The sequence below is a fragment of the Novipirellula methanifontis genome (assembly GCF_052161655.1).
Classification (GTDB): Bacteria; Planctomycetota; Planctomycetia; order Pirellulales; family Pirellulaceae; genus Novipirellula.
This window is the reverse complement of sequence record NZ_CP197418.1, coordinates 1,858,672-1,877,308: the sequence shown is the minus strand read 5'-3', so window position 1 is coordinate 1,877,308 and position 18,637 is coordinate 1,858,672. Positions and strand designations below refer to the sequence as shown.

Annotated in this window: 12 protein-coding genes; 9 read left to right on the top strand and 3 right to left on the bottom strand. The window is 55.2% G+C overall.

Annotated elements, in window-relative coordinates:
- Positions 1-128 precede the first annotated feature (128 nt).
- From SH528x_RS06660 to SH528x_RS06640, 5 genes are all read left to right on the top strand, one after another.
- Positions 129-1,415 carry a hypothetical protein gene (locus SH528x_RS06660; RefSeq protein WP_442509740.1) on the top strand — a complete coding sequence of 429 codons (1,287 nt, stop codon included), beginning with the start codon at positions 129-131 and terminating at the stop codon, positions 1,413-1,415.
- 347 nt (positions 1,416-1,762) lie between these two features.
- Complete coding sequence (locus SH528x_RS06655; protein WP_442509739.1) at positions 1,763-2,860, top strand: hypothetical protein; 1,098 nt, start codon at positions 1,763-1,765, stop codon at positions 2,858-2,860.
- Positions 2,861-2,908: 48 nt separating this feature from the next.
- The gene (locus tag SH528x_RS06650; protein ID WP_442509738.1) at positions 2,909-3,754 is read left to right on the top strand and encodes a hypothetical protein; all 846 of its coding nucleotides are present in this window, start codon (positions 2,909-2,911) and stop codon (positions 3,752-3,754) included.
- Positions 3,755-3,804: 50 nt separating this feature from the next.
- Positions 3,805-4,560 carry an SGNH/GDSL hydrolase family protein gene (locus SH528x_RS06645; RefSeq protein ID WP_442509737.1) on the top strand — a complete coding sequence of 252 codons (756 nt, stop codon included), beginning with the start codon at positions 3,805-3,807 and terminating at the stop codon, positions 4,558-4,560.
- A 173-nt stretch (positions 4,561-4,733) separates the two neighbouring features.
- Positions 4,734-5,066, top strand: a complete 333-nt coding sequence (locus SH528x_RS06640) for a tetratricopeptide repeat protein (protein WP_442509736.1) — start codon at positions 4,734-4,736, stop codon at positions 5,064-5,066.
- Positions 5,067-5,182: 116 nt separating this feature from the next.
- Here the strand turns inward: SH528x_RS06640 and SH528x_RS06635 are convergent, their stop codons facing one another.
- Positions 5,183-6,991 (bottom strand): TolC family protein, encoded by a 1,809-nt coding sequence (locus tag SH528x_RS06635; protein ID WP_442509735.1) that lies wholly within the window; start codon positions 6,989-6,991, stop codon positions 5,183-5,185.
- Positions 6,992-7,329: 338 nt separating this feature from the next.
- Here SH528x_RS06635 and SH528x_RS06630 point away from each other — a divergent pair, with 338 nt between their 5' ends.
- Together SH528x_RS06630 and SH528x_RS06625 are read left to right on the top strand one after the other, a co-directional pair.
- The gene (locus SH528x_RS06630) at positions 7,330-8,670 is read left to right on the top strand and encodes an efflux RND transporter periplasmic adaptor subunit (protein ID WP_442509734.1); all 1,341 of its coding nucleotides are present in this window, start codon (positions 7,330-7,332) and stop codon (positions 8,668-8,670) included.
- 123 nt (positions 8,671-8,793) lie between these two features.
- Positions 8,794-11,931 (top strand): efflux RND transporter permease subunit, encoded by a 3,138-nt coding sequence (locus tag SH528x_RS06625; protein ID WP_442509733.1) that lies wholly within the window; start codon positions 8,794-8,796, stop codon positions 11,929-11,931.
- Positions 11,932-12,362: 431 nt separating this feature from the next.
- Here the strand turns inward: SH528x_RS06625 and ppnP are convergent, their stop codons facing one another.
- A complete protein-coding gene (ppnP, locus tag SH528x_RS06620) occupies positions 12,363-12,641 on the bottom strand; it encodes a pyrimidine/purine nucleoside phosphorylase (RefSeq protein WP_442509732.1) in 279 nt (92 codons plus the stop codon).
- A gap of 430 nt (positions 12,642-13,071) precedes the next feature.
- On the opposite strand from ppnP, the gene SH528x_RS06615 reads away from it, so the two are divergent.
- A complete protein-coding gene (locus SH528x_RS06615; protein ID WP_442512092.1) occupies positions 13,072-15,372 on the top strand; it encodes a glycoside hydrolase family 2 protein in 2,301 nt (766 codons plus the stop codon).
- A gap of 460 nt (positions 15,373-15,832) precedes the next feature.
- Here the strand turns inward: SH528x_RS06615 and SH528x_RS06610 are convergent, their stop codons facing one another.
- Entirely contained in the window at positions 15,833-16,774 is a 942-nt protein-coding gene (locus SH528x_RS06610; protein WP_442509731.1) for a UPF0104 family protein, read from the bottom strand.
- Between the two features lie 256 nt (positions 16,775-17,030).
- Here SH528x_RS06610 and lpdA point away from each other — a divergent pair, with 256 nt between their 5' ends.
- Positions 17,031-18,422 carry a dihydrolipoyl dehydrogenase gene (lpdA, locus tag SH528x_RS06605; protein WP_442509730.1) on the top strand — a complete coding sequence of 464 codons (1,392 nt, stop codon included), beginning with the start codon at positions 17,031-17,033 and terminating at the stop codon, positions 18,420-18,422.
- Positions 18,423-18,637 lie beyond the last annotated feature (215 nt).

The window sequence follows — 18,637 nt, the reverse complement described above, 5'->3', positions numbered from 1 at the left end:
CGGTCGTAGAGTTTAACCGAAACCCCCTTGCTGTCTCTGCCCCCACTTCGCCGCGAAACGCTCTTGTTTTGGTTGCTGCGAATTAACGTGGAGGGATGGTTGTCGATTCCTCCCTTCTGCCGCCTGCTATGGTCGCGACGCCCGTGCGAAACGGGACATGTCGGCGGCGGATTATTGCGCCGCTGATCTGTGGGGCAATTCTAAGTCTGGTCACAGCCGCCGGACCCACCGGGGCTGCGGGAAATGACGCGTTGGGGACTGAGTCTGCGATTCGTTCGGTAATCGAAGGGCTCGACTCGGAAAGTTTTGCGACTCGCCAACATGCCGCCCTACAACTGCTCGATGCAGCAACCACCCCAGACGTGCCCCCACAGCAACGCCACGCGGTGCGAGAACAACTGCGACGCGGGCTGGATCACCCGTCGTTGGAAGTGCAAGTCCAAGCGTTTCGACTGCTGCAACAGATCGATCAAGCCGCCGTTGATGCCCAAATTCGGCAACTTCTGAGTCCAAAGATCAATCCGACGGACGTCGATCTGGTTGGCTGGAAAGCATTTTCCGAACTGGTCGGGGACGACACAGCGAGTCGCCAGTTTTACGCGCGGATGTACCTTGGTCATCAGCGACAAATTGAACATCTGATCCGTCAGCAGCAAAGTGCGGCAAGGTTCACGCGAGTGGGACGTGCCGGCGGGAGCGAGTCTCGCTATCCTGCCGCCAATCATGATCTCGACCGCTGGGCACTCGTTTTGTTCGCCGATTCGATCCTGGATCCAGCGGCGTCCGTGAATCCGTCGGCACGGTTGATGATGTCGTTGGCGCATTCGGGAGTCGGCCCCTGTCTGGGCGACGACGAGGATGACGAATTGGTTCGGCGGCTGATTCACGAGTGGCTGCTCAGGCATCGCGAATTAGGCAGCGTGTGCGATCAATTGCGGATCGCGATGCGTTACCGATGTGATTCGTTGGCGATGGAACTGTGCCATCGCATTTTGGCGGATCCCCATTCGCCGGCCACATGGCAAACCACCGCGATCTTGGCGGCCAGCGTGTTGAGTGCATCGCACGCGGGGTTTGCAGAGAGCGAACTGGAATTTGACTCAGTCTTGGCATCGCGGCTCGCGGATAAGCGAACCGCTCATGTGTGGCAGCTGATTCCATCGCGAAAAACCAAGATTCGCACCCAAGTTTGTGACGTCGCCATGGCAATGCTGCTATTCCGTCACCAAATTGATCCACGCAGCGCGGGATTCGTCGAACTGCAAGCGGATCCCACGTTGATTTACCGAGACGATAGCATTGGATTTCGCGACGAGAGTGAACGGGAAGTGGCTCACCAGCAAGCTCGAAGACGACTGCATGAAAACGGTTGCGACGTGCAGTCGTTCTCACGTGATATGAACGAGCCAAAGTGACCGTCGTTCGCCGCACTCGCCAACGGCTCGGAGAGCCGAACGACAATTTTCCCTCATTCCTCCCCCGCTAATTCTTAATGCAAGCAATCTGTTTGCGTTCCTTGCTGGGCACCAACGCCGTGAAACCGACGTTGACCTGAATGCCGTCTGCCTGTTAATCGAGTTTTGTGGTGGGAGTGCGCCGCGATGGCTTTAACTCCCTAACGCCGACTGCCCCCCAAAATTCGATCCAAAGAAGTCTGACGACTACTGTGATTTGCCCTCCTGCTCGAACGAATGATATCGCCGCGATTGGTCGCTCCAATCAGGCTAATTTCGTTTGCGTGATGGTTTTCGCACTCGGCGGGATGGCACTTTTTTCAGGTTGTCAAAACCGGGCTCACAAGGATCTGTATCAGCAACGAATTGCCAACGAAGTCCGAGTCCTGGAAGACCAGTTGTACGAGGCGGACTACGAAAATCGCAAATTGCGAGACGAACTCGAACGTGCCAAAAGCCGAGTTTCTTCCGATGCTCCGCCCCCTCGTCATTCGCGAAGCAAATCGCAAGCCGATTACGGACCGCCGATCCCGAGTCCTGATCCTATGTCGAACGGGCCGATCTCAAACGGGCCGATCTATGGGCCCAACGAGTCGATTGATTCGTTTGATATGGAACACGGCTTTGGCGATTCGTTCATCGATCCGGGACAAGCCGTTCCGATGGACCGGCTAAACAATCCGTTTACCGACGAACCTAGCAGCAACTTGCCCAGTGGAAGCGGATCCAGCGGCAATGGATCCAAACGCAGTGGAAGCAAACGGGACCAACCACTGGTCGATCCGGCGCCACGCACGTTGCCACCGCCGATCGGCGTGCCAGAACCGCCTGGGAAATCGGACACCGAAGTTTCGCCGATTGAACCGGGGGAAATCCTGCCTCCGCCGTCGTCCAATGGAAAAGGCCAACCGAAACCGCCAGGGCAAATCATTTTGCCCGATGCGGCTAAAGCGACTCAAAAAGAAATTTCAGCTCCCGAGACACTCCAATTGCACACCGGTTTGTCGGGCGGGCATCAATCCGACAACGATCATGATGTAGACGGATTGTACTTGGTCATCAATGCACTGGATCATTACGGCAAGACGGTCAATCTTGAAGATTTTGAGATTGATGCGGAAATGTCGATCGTGATTCTTGACCCTGCCCGTGAACCATCCGAAGCAAAGATCGGCCGCTGGGAGTTTTCAGCGGAAGAGGTCTCCGAGCTAATTCGTTCGCGTCCCTTGAGCGGATTCCACGTCCCGGTGATCTGGCAAGACGTTGAACCCGAAGGCGACGAAGTGATCGTGCACGTTCGGCTGCGATCCGAAGGTGACGAAATGCGTTGCGATGCACGCGTAAAAGTCGCGGAGTCGGGGACGATTGCCAAATGGACACCTCGCGGTGATTCCGAAAAACGCTAAGCCCCTCCTTGCAACATCTCTTTGCAATACTTCAATGGATTGGATTCGATGAATTCATCGGGACAAACGCAAGTCCACCGCGGACTGCACCCTCTCTGTTTTGTGGCGGTCGCTTTACTGTCGGTCCATCTTGCCGGTTGCCGCGTACTGGCACCGATCCCAATTCCGGTCACCAGCCAGCAGATTGCTCCCGAATTGGTGCAAAGCAATGACCCTCAATTCGAAATTGGTCAACCGCAACCGGTGATCGATGGGATCGGTTGGGTCGTGGGGATTCCTGACAAAATTTTGCTCTGGGACCGCCGCGTGGATCGTCACAAGATTTCGGAAGAGACGATTCTCGCGACGGCAGACTATCTCGAAGAAAATAACCTTCCGCATGTGAAAGTGCGAGTGAACCAGTACGCGCCGCTGAAAGACTGGAAACGGTTAACGCAGAACAAGACGGTGGCGTGGCCATGGCGTTACACGTTGGGCACGTTATCGGTGGCAGGTGAGACGATTTTGCCAGGCCGAATTGTCGGCGGTGATCATTTCAACCCGTTCACGCAGACCGTTCATCTGTACAGCGACATTCCCGCCGTGGCACTGCACGAAGCGGCCCACGCCAAGGATTTCACGCGTCGAACCTATCAAGGGACCTATGCGGCAGCCTATCTGTTCGTCCCGCTGTGGCACGAAACACTCGCATCGCAGGACGTGTTTGCATATTTGGAGCAGAAACAGGATGTGTCGGCCATGATCGAAGCGAACCGGATCCTGTATCCCGCGTATGGAACGTACGTTGGCGGAGCACTTGGCAATTTTGTCCCCAACTATTCCTTACCGATCTATTACGCCGCCGTGATCGCCGGCCACGCCAACGGACGTATGCTCTCGCAGCAATTACAATAACCGTCATCTCACCCAATTCCTTCCTCGATTCCTCCCTTAGAGTTCACACCATGAATACAAAATTAGGTCGTCGTGATTTGATGCGTGCTTCCTTGGCTGCCGCGGGTGCGGGAGCCTTGTTGACGGCGTCCCAGCAGACGTTGTTGGCGGCAGAATCATCCCATTCACTGCCTGAGAACACCACGGTCTTGTTCCAAGGCGATTCGATCACCGATGCGGGACGCGACCGCAAAAACCAATCTCCAAACAACGCTCGTGGGCTTGGCAACGGCTACCCCATGTTGATCGCGGGCGAGCTTTTGAGTACTCATGCAGAATCCAAACCGACCATTCACAATCGAGGGATCAGTGGTCACAAGGTTCCCGATTTGGCGGCCCGCTGGCAAAAAGATTGCTTGGATCTGAAGCCCGACGTGCTCAGTATCCTGGTCGGAGTCAACGATATTTGGCACAAGTTGAACGGGCGATACGATGGCACCGTTGCCGATTACGATTCGGGATTTGCGGCGTTATTGGAGCAGACGCAAGCGGCGCTACCGAAGACTCGGATCATCATCTGCGAGCCGTTCGTGCTGCGATGCGGCGCGATCAATGACAAATGGTTCCCCGAATTCGACGAGCGGCGTGCGGTCGCGAAAAAGTTGGCCGACAAAATGAAGCTCGATTTTGTGCCGTTTCAAACGATGTTTGACGAAGCGGTGAATCTGGCCCCACCCCAATACTGGGCCGCCGATGGTGTCCATCCGACGCTCGCGGGCCATGCGTTGATGGCGAAAAAGTGGTTGGAAGTGTTCCAGCAAGCCTAATTCGCCACACGGTTGGTTCCGCATCCTCACTCGCCGCCCTGTGCTCGGGGCGGCAAATTCCACTGGGTTCCCCGAGGTGGCGCAAGTCCAAAAAACTGGTAAAACCGCCCTCGCGGGCGAATGTCTTCGTGACTTTCGCTCCGCTTAACGGAACTCTCACCAGGAATTTAAATATGTCGGACGTCCACAAGAAGTACAACGAAGTCGAAAAGCTGATCGATGATGAAAAGTTCGAGGAAGCCATCAAGGGCTTGAACGAAATCATCGCCGAAGACGAAACCTTTGTCTTGGCCCACCTTGCTCAGGCTCGTGTTTACACGAAAACAGGCCAGCACGACTTGGCGATCCAGCACGCCGAAAAAGCATGCGAGTTGGAGCCCGAAGATCCGTTCAACTTCACCGCTCTGAGCGTAACCTACCAACGCGCTTGGGCAGGCACTCAAGAGCAGCAGTACATCACCAAAGCCGAAGATGCGATGGCCAAAGCACGCATGCTACAAGGCTAGTGCAATCGACGTCCCTGTAGCCGTAGCGAAAGTCGCGAAGACTTTCGGCACCTCATGTGAGCCGACGGTGCTAGCCGCGGGCCTGGTGGCCTGACATCAAACTTTTCGCAGTGCCTTTACATCCCCATTGCCGTGGGGGCGGGCGCGGTCACGGGCCAGCCGAGTGCCCATTGCAATTGAAATTGGGCTTGGTTGTGATCGACGATCGCTTGCAAGTAAGCCCGACGTGCCGTTTCAAGTGCTTGAACCGACTGCAATACTTCCAGTGGCAAACCTTGCCCATCTCGGATCCGTTCCAGGTTGCGGCTGTAGGAGTCTTCGGCCGATTGAATCGCACGCTGGGTCACTGCGATCTGCTCGCGACGAAATTTCACCTGCGAATACGCTTCGGAGACTTCGCGAGCGACTTGATCCATCACTCTTAATTTTTCGAACCTTGCCTGTTGAACGCGTGCCGACGACTCTCGACGAGCGGCTCTTTCGCCGAACCCAAGGTTGCGGACTTCCCACGTCATCACGGCGTCCAAATCGTAGCGGCCGTCCACGTTGTCTAGGTTGTTACCGAGCCCGCCGCCGAAACCGCCAGTGCTAAACCCTAGCAGCACGCTGGGGACAAACGGAGCGTACTTTTCGCGGCGATAGGCTTCGCAGGCCGCTGCCACAAGCGACTTGGATTCTTTCAGTTCCGGACGTGAATTGAGTCCCGTGCTGATCAGCGAAGCCTTGTCTATTTCCAGAGATACCAAATCGATAGGCACTGCCGTCACGTCCATCGGCTGGATCGGATTGCCGCCGTCCAGACTGAGCGTTTGAGCCAAGCGAGCCGACGCCACGGCGATCCGTTCACGAGCTCCGATCATGCGATTATCGACCATCGCCAACTCGGTATCGATCCGGTCCGCATCGGCTTGTAACCCTTCGCCCGCCTTGGCAAAGTCATTTGTAATTTTGAACAGTTCGGAGGTGCGTTGTCGTGACGATTCCAGAATGCTGGCGTCTTGGTAGGCGTTGACCAATTCGGTGTAGGCGACAGCGGTGGATCGCAGTTGATCGTTCAGCACCGCGTTGGCCGCATGGTTTCTAGCCGAAACCGTTCGCTGAGCGATCTCGGGCAGAAAGATGGCGTCGGCAAGATGAAACTGGGCTACCAATCCGGGACGTGGCGTCGTGCCTGCTCCGGTAGCTCCGGTGCCGAGTCCGTATTGGAACGAGTTGCGATTGATGTCAACGATTGTCCCATCGCTGGCCTGATAATTTCCATCATGGCGATGAAAACCAAAGCCGGCTTGAATCGACGGCAACCACAGCACTTCGGCGCGAGCCAGTTGGGCGTAAGCTTCTTGCACACGCCACTGGGCGAATCCCACGGCAGGGTGTTGACCACCGACCATGGCGAGCGCGGATGGCAAATTCAGATCGATCGAATCGGGCGTCAGGTCCACGGGCTGGCCGATAAAGTCGCCTTGCGAAATCGCTCTTTCGAAATATTGGACATCTTCGTCCGTTGGCAACGCCATCGGCGCGGCGGGCTCGATTGGCACGTTCATGACCGCGTCGTCTTCGAAGGCGGTCAACGACAAATCGGCGGTCGCGATATTGATCGGTTTCGGTTTCGACTCGACTAGCTGAAGCTCGTATTGACGTCCATCGATCGTCAAAGTGCCATGTCGTGATTGATCATCACCAGTGGAAGACTTCACCGCTATTTGTTGGTGATTGACCGGACGAATTTCGTCAGGGACGGCCGCTTCGTCAGGGACGGCCGGAACGGATTCGGCCAATTCCGCGGCGGCCGTTTTGGACATCGGTGCGACGACCGCGACTGCACGATTGCGATGAGAGGCCGTTAAATTTTGCGTCAAGTACTGATTGCCCGCACAGCCAGTAAGTCCCATCAGGCCAAGAGTGATCATGAGTCGGGGCATCCTGCCCTCCTTTTTCGCTTAGTCCGTACCGTATCCGCTTTCGCGTTGTGCTTGTTACTCCAAACACAACGGTCACATGGATAGTGCTTCGGCAAACGAGAGTGCAGATAATGACGGATGACGGCATTGAACTGCGGGAATCCAAGTTAGCCGCCATCGAAATCACGCGTTGTGCGAACTATGATGAATGATTGCCTCGGCGAAGCTCGTTCGCTGGTACCGGTCGTACCGTTTGTGCGGAACATGACCTGCCAAGCGAGGGGCAAACGACCGCTTTTGAATGAATCTACACGGTGACACTCCGCAGGAGTGCGTCGAATTGAAAACGAGAAAATTGAATGAATCACCCTTTCAACCGCTCCCATTTTGCTTGGCTCGGCGTTTTGGGCGTCTTGGTTGTGGCCGCGGGCTGTTCACCTGATTCCAAATCCGGCGTCTCGAAAAAAGACGAAACGCTCCACGTGACTCGGGTAAAAACCGTCGCGGTTGCCCCCACCGAGGTTCGACGCACGACACTGCAACCTGCATCGGTGCACGCCTACTATCGAACCGAGATGCGGGCCAACATCTCGGGATTTGTCAAAGAACTCAAAGCGGACATCGGTGATTATGTCAAAGCGGGCGACGAGCTGGCGATCATTGATGTGCCTGAGATGCGTATGCAGCGTGAGGTGATCGAAGCGAGAATTCGGCGGTTGGTAGCAGAGGAACAGCGAGCTCAAGCAGGAATCGACCTGGCCACTGCCCGCGTGCGAGCGTCCGAAGCTCAATTAGCCGAGGCAAAGTCAAAACTGAGCAGTGCCGAAGCTTCCTTGGCTGCTTCGTCAGCCGAGTTCAACCGCACCGAAGATATGGTCAAGCGTGGATCGCTACAGAATCGCATGCTTGACGAAGTACGGCTGAAGCGTGATTCGGAACTGGCCAGCAAAGAAGCGGTCACGTCGTCGGTGCAATCGGCTGAAGCCGAAGTCGCGGTGTCACAGTCGTTAGTGGCTTCTGCGAAAGCGGACATGGACGCGTCTCGAGCGGAAACGGATATCACTCGGCGACAACTCGATGAACTCGATGTACTGTTGTCGTATGCGGTCATCCGAGCCCCCTTCGCGGGCGTGATCACCGACCGCTTTGTCGACCCCGGTGATCTGGTACGCGAAGCAAGCGAGGTCGGTAGCGGTAAACCGTTGTTTGTGCTCAGCCAAATCGACAAGGTCCGTGTTCGTATTCCAGTCCCCGAATCCGACGCACCGCTCATCAACCAAGGCGACGAAGTCACGTTGACCTTCCCTTCGTTCACTGCGGAAGCCCCGATCACCGCGACCGTTACACGACGATCGGGCAGCCTCGACCCAAGTACTCGCACGATGATGGTAGAAGCCGAGATCGCCAATCCCGACGGCAAATTGTTACCGGGTATGTTCGGCCAAGCCTCGATACATCTCTCGACCAAAGCGGCCGCCAACATGCTGCCTGCTCGCGCGATTCGTTTCGAAGAGTCGGGAAACGCGTACGTGTATGTCGTAGGCCAGGACGAAACGGTTTCGATCGCTCCGATCACGATGGGGATGGACGATGGCAACTCGATCGAGGTGCTCTCGGGGGTCAAAGCTGGCCAGCACGTGATTGATGCCCACCTGAGTCGATTCACCGATGGCCAAAAAGTAAGCGTCCTCGCGAACTAGTTCTCCGCTTCATCCCGCAGGTGCTTTTCACGCGACTGCGTTCCTTTTATCTGCACAGACCATCTTAAAACGGCGTCGAGACGTCTGACGCTCCGCCCGCTTTAGCACCTGAGATTTTGCTCCATGGGATTGACTAACTTTTCGCTAAAAAACCGGTTTGCTGTTTTAGCAGCGACGATAGCGTTATGCGTTTTAGGTGCGGCCGTGATTCCGGGAATCACGATCGACATTCTGCCCGACTTTAAACAGCCGGTCGTCGTCAGCTTTTTCTCCTATCCAGGCTTGCCTACCTTGGACATGGAAAAATCGGTCACCTCACGTGTTGAGCGTGCGTTGACGTTGGCGGGAAAGATCGAGCATCAAGAATCACGCACCGTCCCCGGGGCGGCGGTCATCAAGGTCTTCTTTCAACCGGGGGCGGATCCAAGTTCTGCGATGAACGACATCGTAAACTTAGAAGCGAGTGACATGTTTCACTTGCCGCCGGGGATCGAGTGGCCGTTCACGCTGCGTAGCGAACCGGCAAACTTGCCCGTCGTGTTGGCGGCGATCGCGGGGGAAGGACTGAGTGAATCGGAACTGTATACGATCGGCTATTACGCCGTTCGTAACAAAATGGGAGGACTCAAAGGGGTCCAGATTCCGCATCCATTCGGTGGCAAATTTCGCCAAATGATGGTTTACGTCGATCCCGCGAAACTGATGGCTTATCACGTCAGCGCGATTGATGTGGTCGAAGCGATGAAGAAATCCAACTTGGTGCTTGCGGCAGGAACCGCGCGAATGGGTGGCACCGATTATCAGGTGCAACCGCGTAACACATTGCCAACGACCGAGGAAATCGAAGCGATTCCAATTTCGGTTCGTGACGACCGTCCCGTCTTTATTCGTGATGTCGCCCGCGTCGTTGACGATGCCGCACTGCAATACAACATCGTTCGCGTTAATGGAAAACGCAGCGTCTATTGTCCGCTACTGCGTGAGCCAGGCGAAAACACGATCGCCGTGGTCGACCGTATTTACGACGGCATCGCGTCTGAAATTCCAAAGATGAAAGAACGCGGCGACATTCCCGAAGCGACCGAAGTCACGCTGGTTTCGGATCAATCGAGCTACATTCGTAACGCGATGTCGAACTTGATGACGCAAGTCGGCTTGGGAGCTTTGTTGGTCGCCATCGTCGTGTTTGTGTTTCTGCGACAAATCGTGCCAACGTTGATCATCGTCGCCACGATTCTGCTGGCGATCTTGATCGGGGCACTTGGCTTCGCTTTTACCGGTCAAACGATCAACGTGATGACGCTCGGCGGGATTGCTTTGGCAATTGGGACGGTGGTCGATGCAGGCATCGTGGTCGTGGAAAACGTGATCCGGCACCAACGCATGGGCAAATCGCCGATGAAAGCGGCTCGTGAAGGGACCGACGAAGTTTCCGGAGCGATCCTGGCCGGTACCGTCACCACGCTTGCCGTATTTTTGCCTGCGGTCTTTTTGACTGGCATGATCAAGTACCTGTTCACGCCGCTATCATTAGCAGCAACGTTCACGATCGGGGCGTCGTACATTTTGGCACTGACGGTGGTGCCGGCTTTCTGTGCCACGCTGGTTCGCAACAAAGTTCGCGACCGCAACATCGATTCTTCCTCCAACAAAGACGAGAACAAGCCTCATGGTTTATACGGTCGTTTGCTGAGCATGGCAATGAAAGTGCCAGCACTGACCACGTTGTTGATCGTGATCGGCGTGGGAGCCACATTCCTGTTGTTGCCATCGATTGGAACGGAATTGTTCCCTTCAGTAGATGCAGGATCGTTTGAGATTCGGCTCAAGACGTTGCCGGGCACCGCACTGGACGAGACCGAAAAATTGGTTGCCCGAATCGAAGATTCGATCAAGGAGACAATCCCCAAAGAACAGATTGAAACGCTAATTTCCAACATTGGGCTTCCAGTCGGAAAGGGTGCCGGATTCTCTACCGTTCTCAGTTCGAACTCGGGACCCGATACGGCGTACATCATCGTCAACTTGAAACAAGACGGTCGTTCCACCAGCACGGACACTTACGTCAACGCGTTGCGTGAGCGATTTGTAGATGAATACCCTCTGGAACAGTTCCTGTTTGTTTCAGGTGGTATTGTTAACATGGCGCTCAACGAAGGCGTGCCGACGCCGATTAGCGTGCAAGTTTCGGCGGGAACGCTGGGCCAGTGCCGTGATGCCGCTGAGCGGATTGTCGAAGCAGTCCGTCCGATCGCAGGCGCCGCCGACGTTCAGATCGCTCAATCGCTTGACTATCCACAATTTGATGTGCAAGTGGATCGCACGCGAGCAAAGTACTTGGGCGTCGATCAAGAAGAAGTCGCTCAAACCGTTCTGACCGCGCTCGGGTCGAGCGTGGGCTATGCTCCGACGATTTGGATCGATCCAAAATCGGGCACCGACTTTTTTATGGGAGTCCAATACGAGTCGAATGATTTTGAATCGCTTGACGACGTTCGCAACATTCCGTTGTCACTGAACACGGCGGACGGACCGATCACGATTCCGTTGTCGAACATTGCCACGGTCAAACGTGTCACCATCCCGGGCGAGATCGCTCACTACAACATCGCTCGCGTCAACGACGTGCACGTCAATGTGTCCGGACGCGATCTTGGCTCGGTTGCTGCGGATATCGAAACCACGCTGGCAGGAATGGAGTTCGCCAACGGAGTGTCGGTGACGTTGCGAGGCCCTGTGGAAAAGATGCAATCAGGGATGAGTCTGCTGGGGATGGGATTGGCCGTCGCAACGTTGCTAGTTTATCTCGTGTTGATGGCCCAGTTCCGTTCGTTTCTCGATCCGCTAATCATCATGTTGGCGGTCCCGCTGGGGATTGGTGGCGTATTGGCTGTACTGTATTTGACCGATACGTACATCAACATCCAATCGTTGATGGGCACATTGATGATGATCGGGGTGGTGGTCAACAACTCGATTCTATTGGTCGAGTTTGCAAACCGTCGGCGAGCCGATGGATTGTCACCATATGATGCCGCGATGTCGGCGGCGCAAGTGCGACTACGTCCGATTTTGATGACGTCACTGACCTTGGTTGCATCGATGTTGCCATTGGCATTCCATCTATCACCGGGCAACGAAGCGATGATCCCTTTGGCTCGGGCACTGTTAGGTGGCATGATCGTATCGACGCTGCTGACCCTTATTCTGGTTCCCTGTGTTTACGCCTGGGTCCACCGCAAAACACAATTGGCGGTATGACGGAATAAGACGTATTCGCGAGTCCAATGCCGTTAACTTTGTTAGCGCCACGCCGCGAGCCGTCCGACTGCAGCAAGCTAAACGTTCCAACTAGACCCGGCGGCTTGCATGGCTCCGCTAAATCATTGGTCTTGCAGCGGCTTGTCGGTTGCAAGGGCTTTCAGCAACCTCTCACGAACTCAGGAGGCTACTGAAATCACATGTGTCATGGCGGCAACGTTCTGTCACCTCTCCCAAACGCAGTTTTGGGAGAGGTCGAGCAGAGCCTTCAGCGATGCTCGGGTGAGGGCCGACCGAGCAAGTTGAGGCGAGCTGCAAGTAAAGTTGCGCGGTCGCCCTCACCCGAACGAGGCCTGTGGGCCCGTTCAACCTCTCCCAAGCTGACGCTCGGGAGAGGTAACTCGCGTCTCTGCTCCCCAGCACGCCCTACCTTAGCTGTAGAAGCAAAGGTAGGCAGTGGTTTCGTCGACCTTCAATTGAAATTTCTGGTTGGCGTCGACACGGAACTCGCTGCCGGTCTTGAACGATGCATACTCGCTTGTTCCGGGAAGCTTGACTTTCAGTTCTCCTGAAACAACTTTCATCAGTTCCTTCTCGCTCGTTCCGAACTCATACTCGCCGACCGCCATCACCCCTGAGGTCACGCGGCCTTCGCTGTTCTCGAAACCGATCGATTTGACTTTGCCGTCGAAATATTCGTTGACCTTCATGGGGATTGTTCTTTCTTTGAAAAAGGCAATGGGAGCAGGGGAATGGATTCGGCGGACATCATAAATCCTGCGGTCGTGTGGACAAGCGGGTGGGCGATTTTGCGAGAAAACGCTGCTTCCCTTAACACAATCATCTTGAAAAGCACTCGCGGGACACAAAATCGCTAAGCTATCTTCCGATGAAAACAACGCAAAAACACCAACTCAAAAGCGAAATCACGCATTTACCGAACACGCAACCTGAGTTATTTTGTCTCCAAAGCCAGGTCGTTTGGAATACCTTTTTGGGAAATCTTTCCGACCTGGTCGATCGCCTCCATCCCCAACAAGCGAGGAACTCAACGTGCGATATCAGTCTTTATTCGGAAACGCCCCCCTCATCCGGATACGTCCACTATGCCCGCCGATGGGCGTGGCCAGTGCCGCGGTAATGATCTTTGTCTTGCTCGTCAGCGTGTTGTCATCGCAACGATCGATGGCGGATTCGCCGACCGGCAGCGAAACGATCAAAGAGACGTCGTGGCGTTTCACCACTAAAAAACCGCGAGCCCATTGGTACGAAGTAGGGTTTGATGATTCTCGATGGGCACAAGGCGTCGGCGGATTTGGTACGCGGTCCACGCCCGGGGCGCGTGTTTCCACCGAGTGGAATACCGACGATATCTGGTTGCGACAATCGATTGAACTCGATGCGGTCCCCGCGCAAGCCGCGATCTATATGCATCACGACGAAGATGCCGAAGTCTATATCAACGGCAAAAAAGTACTTGCTGTGACCGGTTACATCGACCACCACAAAGTGTTTCCGTTGGATGCCGATGCGGCGGCTGCAATCAAAAAGGGCAGCAACCTGATTGCGGTGCATTGCCACCAATCCACGGGCGGCCAATCCATCGACGTGCACCTGATCGATACCAACCATATTCCCAAGCTCCCCAAGCCAAAACGGAATACGATCCCCTTCAAGTCGGACTTGATCACCAAGTGGGGCGAGGAAGTGACCGCTGACAACGCATGGACCGAGTATCCTCGTCCCGCGTTGGCGCGACCCCGTCTACAAAACCCAAGCTGGACCAACTTGAACGGCCAATGGGATTATGCAATCACCGGCGTGGATCAAACCGAACCCCCACAAAAATGGGACGGCGAGATCCTGGTTCCCTTTGCGATCGAATCACGATTGTCGGGCGTTGGGCGACTGCTGAGTGATACCGAAGCCTTGTGGTACCACCGCACGTTCCAAACCGAGGTGAATCAAGGTGAACGCTTGAAGCTGAATTTCGAAGCGGTCGATTATCGCTGTGAAGTTTTTGTTAACGGCACCTCGGTTGGCAAACACGTCGGCGGCAGCAATCCATTTTCGCTGGACATCACCGATGCGACAAAGTCGGGCGAAAATCAGCTCGTTGTTCGTGTCGAAGACGAAACCGAAGGATCGCAAATTCGTGGCAAGCAAGTCATTCATGCACATGGAATTTGGTACACCCAAGTCTCCGGGATTTGCCAAACCGTTTGGCTCGAAACGGTCGCGCAGCGATACATTGATGATCTGAAAATCCACTCTGCGATCACTGATTCGCCGGACCAAGCCAAAGTTACCGTCAAGGTCGACTTGGCGGGTAAACCGGTTTCTGGTGAAAAGGTGCGAATCAGTCTGGTCGATGGCGATAAGCTTGTGGCTTCCCAAACGCTTGGCACGGACGAGGTTTTCATCGCTGACGTCAGCCAAGCAAAATTGTGGTCACCCGATTCGCCATATCTTTATGATTTAAGCGTCGTTGTGCTCGATGAATCGGGGCAACCGGTCGACGAGGTTCAATCGTATGTCGGCATCCGCGAAGTCGGGAGGACGGTCGACAAAGACGGCCATCATCGATTCACGTTGAATGGCAAGACGGTCTTTCATCTGGGGCCGCTGGACCAAGGTTGGTGGCCCGATGGGTTGCTGACACCTCCTTCGGACGAAGGCATGTTGTATGACATCGAAGTGCTCAAAAACTCGGGCTTCAACATGATCCGCAAGCACATCAAGGTCGAACCGCGTCGCTATTACTATCACTGTGACCGCATCGGCATGATGGTTTGGCAAGACCAACCCAGCGGCGGCAAAGGACCACCGTGGACCCGCATGGCGGCGGACCCCAAAGATGCCGATTGGACTGTTGCCGATCATGATCAGTACATGGTCGAATTTGAGCGAATGATCGACGACCTCGAAAACCATCCCAGCATCGTCGTGTGGGTGCCATTCAACGAAGCATGGGGACAACATCGCACGATGGAAGTCGGCAAGTGGACGGTCAAACGAGACCCGTCGCGATTGGTGAATATCGCCAGCGGCGGAAACTTTTGGCCGGTCGGTGACATCGCCGACCATCATGCTTACCCGCACCCCAATTTCCCCTTGGACAACCAACGCTTTGACGAATACATCAAAGTGGTTGGCGAGTTTGGCGGCCACGGTTATCCCGTCCAGGGACATCTGTGGGATACCAATCGCGACAATTGGGGTTACGGTGGTTTGCCTAAAACGCTGCAAGAGTACAAGGACCGCTACGTTGAATCGATGCGACGACTCGAAGATCTGAAGTCCAAAGGAATCGCCGGAGGCGTGTACACGCAGACCACCGACGTGGAAGGCGAGATCAATGGATTGATGACGTACGACCGCCGGGTGTTAAAGATTCCCGAGAGCGAACTGAGCAAGATCCACGCAAGCCTGGTGGAGTGAGGAAGAAGTGCTGCTTATCGCCCGATGGAATAGTCGGGCGTGGCAGTAGCGAAAGTCGCAGAGACTTTCGGCCATTCCCGACACGGTTCAAAACGAAGTGCGAATTGCAATGGTGAGCCGTGGGCCGTAAGGCACCGGGTGACGCGTGGGCCCCAGTTTTGAAGTTGCGATTTTTAGTAGGCCGGATCAAGCAAACGGTGTAAATGCCGGATCGGCGGACGCAATTGAGAATTTCATATCGGTCCGAGGCTCATTCGAACAGTCTACCGTTTGCGCCGATCCGGCATGATCCTGCGTCCTTGATCCGGCCTACAACTCACTCGTAAATTCAAGGAGTCCCTCGCTGACGCTTCGGGTTATGATTTCCCCAAGCCAGACGCTCTCTTACACGCGAGCGCTAACAAAGTACATGGCATTGGAATCGCGCCGCGAGCGAGAACGGAGTCGTGGGCGCGCATCGTCAGCGGGCTTGGCGTGCTTCCACGGCACCGCTGAAGATCTCGTGAGCCACCAAGGTGATCATCCCGAAGATCAATGGCAGCACGTAGTACAAAATCCGGAAGATGAGTACCGACGCCAGCACCGAATCGCCCACGGTTCCTTTTAACAGCGTGACCAAGATCACCTCCAGCACGCCAAGTCCACCGGGGACCTGGGTCAGCAGCGAGATGGCAATCGCGACAAGGTAGGCGGCTAAGACTTGCGCGAACGGCACTGCGGCTTCAACGGGCAACACCAGATACAACGCGGTGGCAGAGATCAGCAAATCGACCGCGGCCACTGAGGCTTGCACCGACATCAATCCCAATGCGGGGGGACGCAAATGTAACTCGCCAATCGGCCAAGGCTTGTGCCACAACCAGCACACCAATGCATAGCCAAACGCAAGGCAGAGCAATATGACGCCAAGCGTCCGCGTGCCAAACGGCAACTCGACCGAGGCCGGCAATTCAATCGGCACCGAGACTAGAACGATCCCGCCTAAAAACCACAGTCCGCTCCAAAACGTCAAACCGCAAATCGAGATCAGGACAACGATTTGACGTGCTGTTAATCCCCACCGGGAATAGAAGCGGTACCGAATCGGAGCCCCGGCCATAAACGTGCCGAGATTGTTGCCAAGCGTGAATCCCATAAACGAGACCAACGCGACACGGCGCAGCGGTAGCGATCGACAGATATAACGCAGCGCCAACAAATCGTAGGCGATCAGCAAGCCGTAGTTCAGTGCGATTAGAAAGGCCGCGATTCCGAGATAAATCGTCGGAACGCCCGTAAATCCAGCCTTAAAGTCGTCCCAAGTTACCTCATGTGCTTCGCGCCAAAGCAATTTGACCGCAAACAGAAACAGCAGGCATGCAAAGGCGGGCCCAGCGATCACACGTAGTTTTTGTTTGGGCAAGGTGAGGCTCGGCTGAGCAGAACAGGGGACGGGTGGGGACGGTAGTTGCCAATTGTGTCGTATCAGCCTCGTTCGGCAAGCCCGCTAAGTATAAGGGGATCGCGGCACGAAATGAAAACGCGACGACGCATAAGATCCAAAACTTAGCCCGGTAGCCGAACTAGCGTGTTGTTTGCCAAACTGTAGGCCTTGGGAATATCCGTCATCAAACAAATTCCCCCCAAAATCACTTCAACCTTTGCCTGCAAACAGAAACATGAAAACAGTTCGACATGAATTAGTGGTGCTCGGTGGTGGTCCTGCAGGATACGTCGCCGCAATCCGTGCCGCACAACTTGGAATCGATGTTGCCTGTATCGACGAGAACGCCCAATTTGGAGGGACGTGTGTGCGAGTTGGCTGTATTCCCAGCAAAGCGCTGCTCGAATCGAGCCATTTGTACGAGGATGCCAAACATAAATTCAGCGACCACGGGATCAAAGTCGGCGGACTGGAATTCGACCTCGATGCGATGATGGCTCGCAAGAAAAAGATTGTCGACACGCTGACCGGCGGCATCGACATGCTGTTCAAAAAGAAAGGCGTCACTCCCTATCGTGGGCGAGGCAAATTCACCGACCACGAAACGATTCAAGTCGACGGCGATGAACCGGTATTGGTGCAAGCCGACCAAGTCCTGATCTGTGCCGGCAGTCGCCCCGCTCGGCTCAGCTTTATCGAGGAAGACGGCGATCGGATCGGAAACAGCACCACGGCACTATCGTTTCCCGACGTTCCCAAGCGATTGATCGTAATCGGTGGCGGTTACATCGGTTTGGAAATGAGTGCCGTGTGGAATCGATTGGGCAGCGAAGTGATCGTATTGGAAGCCCTCGACCGTATCATGCCTGGCATCGATGGCGAGATCGCACAACTTGCTCATCGTACGTTCAAGAAGCAAGGGCTTGATATTCGCACCAGCACGTTTGTCGATTCCGCCAAACGAGACGGAGACGAGTGTGTCGTGCAAATCAAAGATGGCGAAGCATTGCGTGCCGACCGCGTCTTGTTGTCGACCGGACGCACACCAGCAACCGATAACATCGGACTCGAATCGATCGGACTGGAAACCGACAAGCGAGGCTTCATCAGCGTCAATGAAGAATTCCAAACGTCACTCGAAGGCGTCTACGCGATCGGCGATTGTATCGGCGGCGCGATGCTGGCGCACAAGGCAATGGAAGAAGCGATCGTGTGCGTCGAGCGAATGGTCGGAATCAAGAGTCACATCAATTACGATGTGATTCCGGCGATCGTATATACCCATCCTGAGATCGCGATGGTGGGACAAACCGAAGAGCAGTTGAAGGAATCAGGCATCGAGTACAAGAAGGGCGTCTGCCCGTTTGGCGCGAACGGACGTGCTCGCACGCTGGGCGAACCTGAAGGCCGCGTAAAGATCCTGGCCGACGCTGCCACTGATCGTGTCCTCGGCGTGCACATCATCGGTGCACGTGCTGGCGACATGATTGCCGAAGCGGCCACCGCGATGGAGTTCGGAGCAAGCAGCGAAGATATCGCTCGCACGTGCCACGCGCATCCAACGATGTCCGAAATTGTTCACGAAGCCGCATTGGCCGTAGCTGGACGAGCGATTCATACGCTTTAAGTAGACCAGATGGTTTATCGGCGAACGCAGTTTGACTGCCACCTCTCCCAAACGCAGTTTGGGAGAGGTCGAGCAGAGCCTTCAGCGATGCTCGGGTGAGGGCCGACCGAGCAAGTCACTCGCCAACGATAATGTCGTAGGGTGCGATGCGAGTCTGAAAACCAGCGGCCGACACAGTTTCGCGTTGGGTGTGTTGGCCGCTTGCCGTGTCGTTT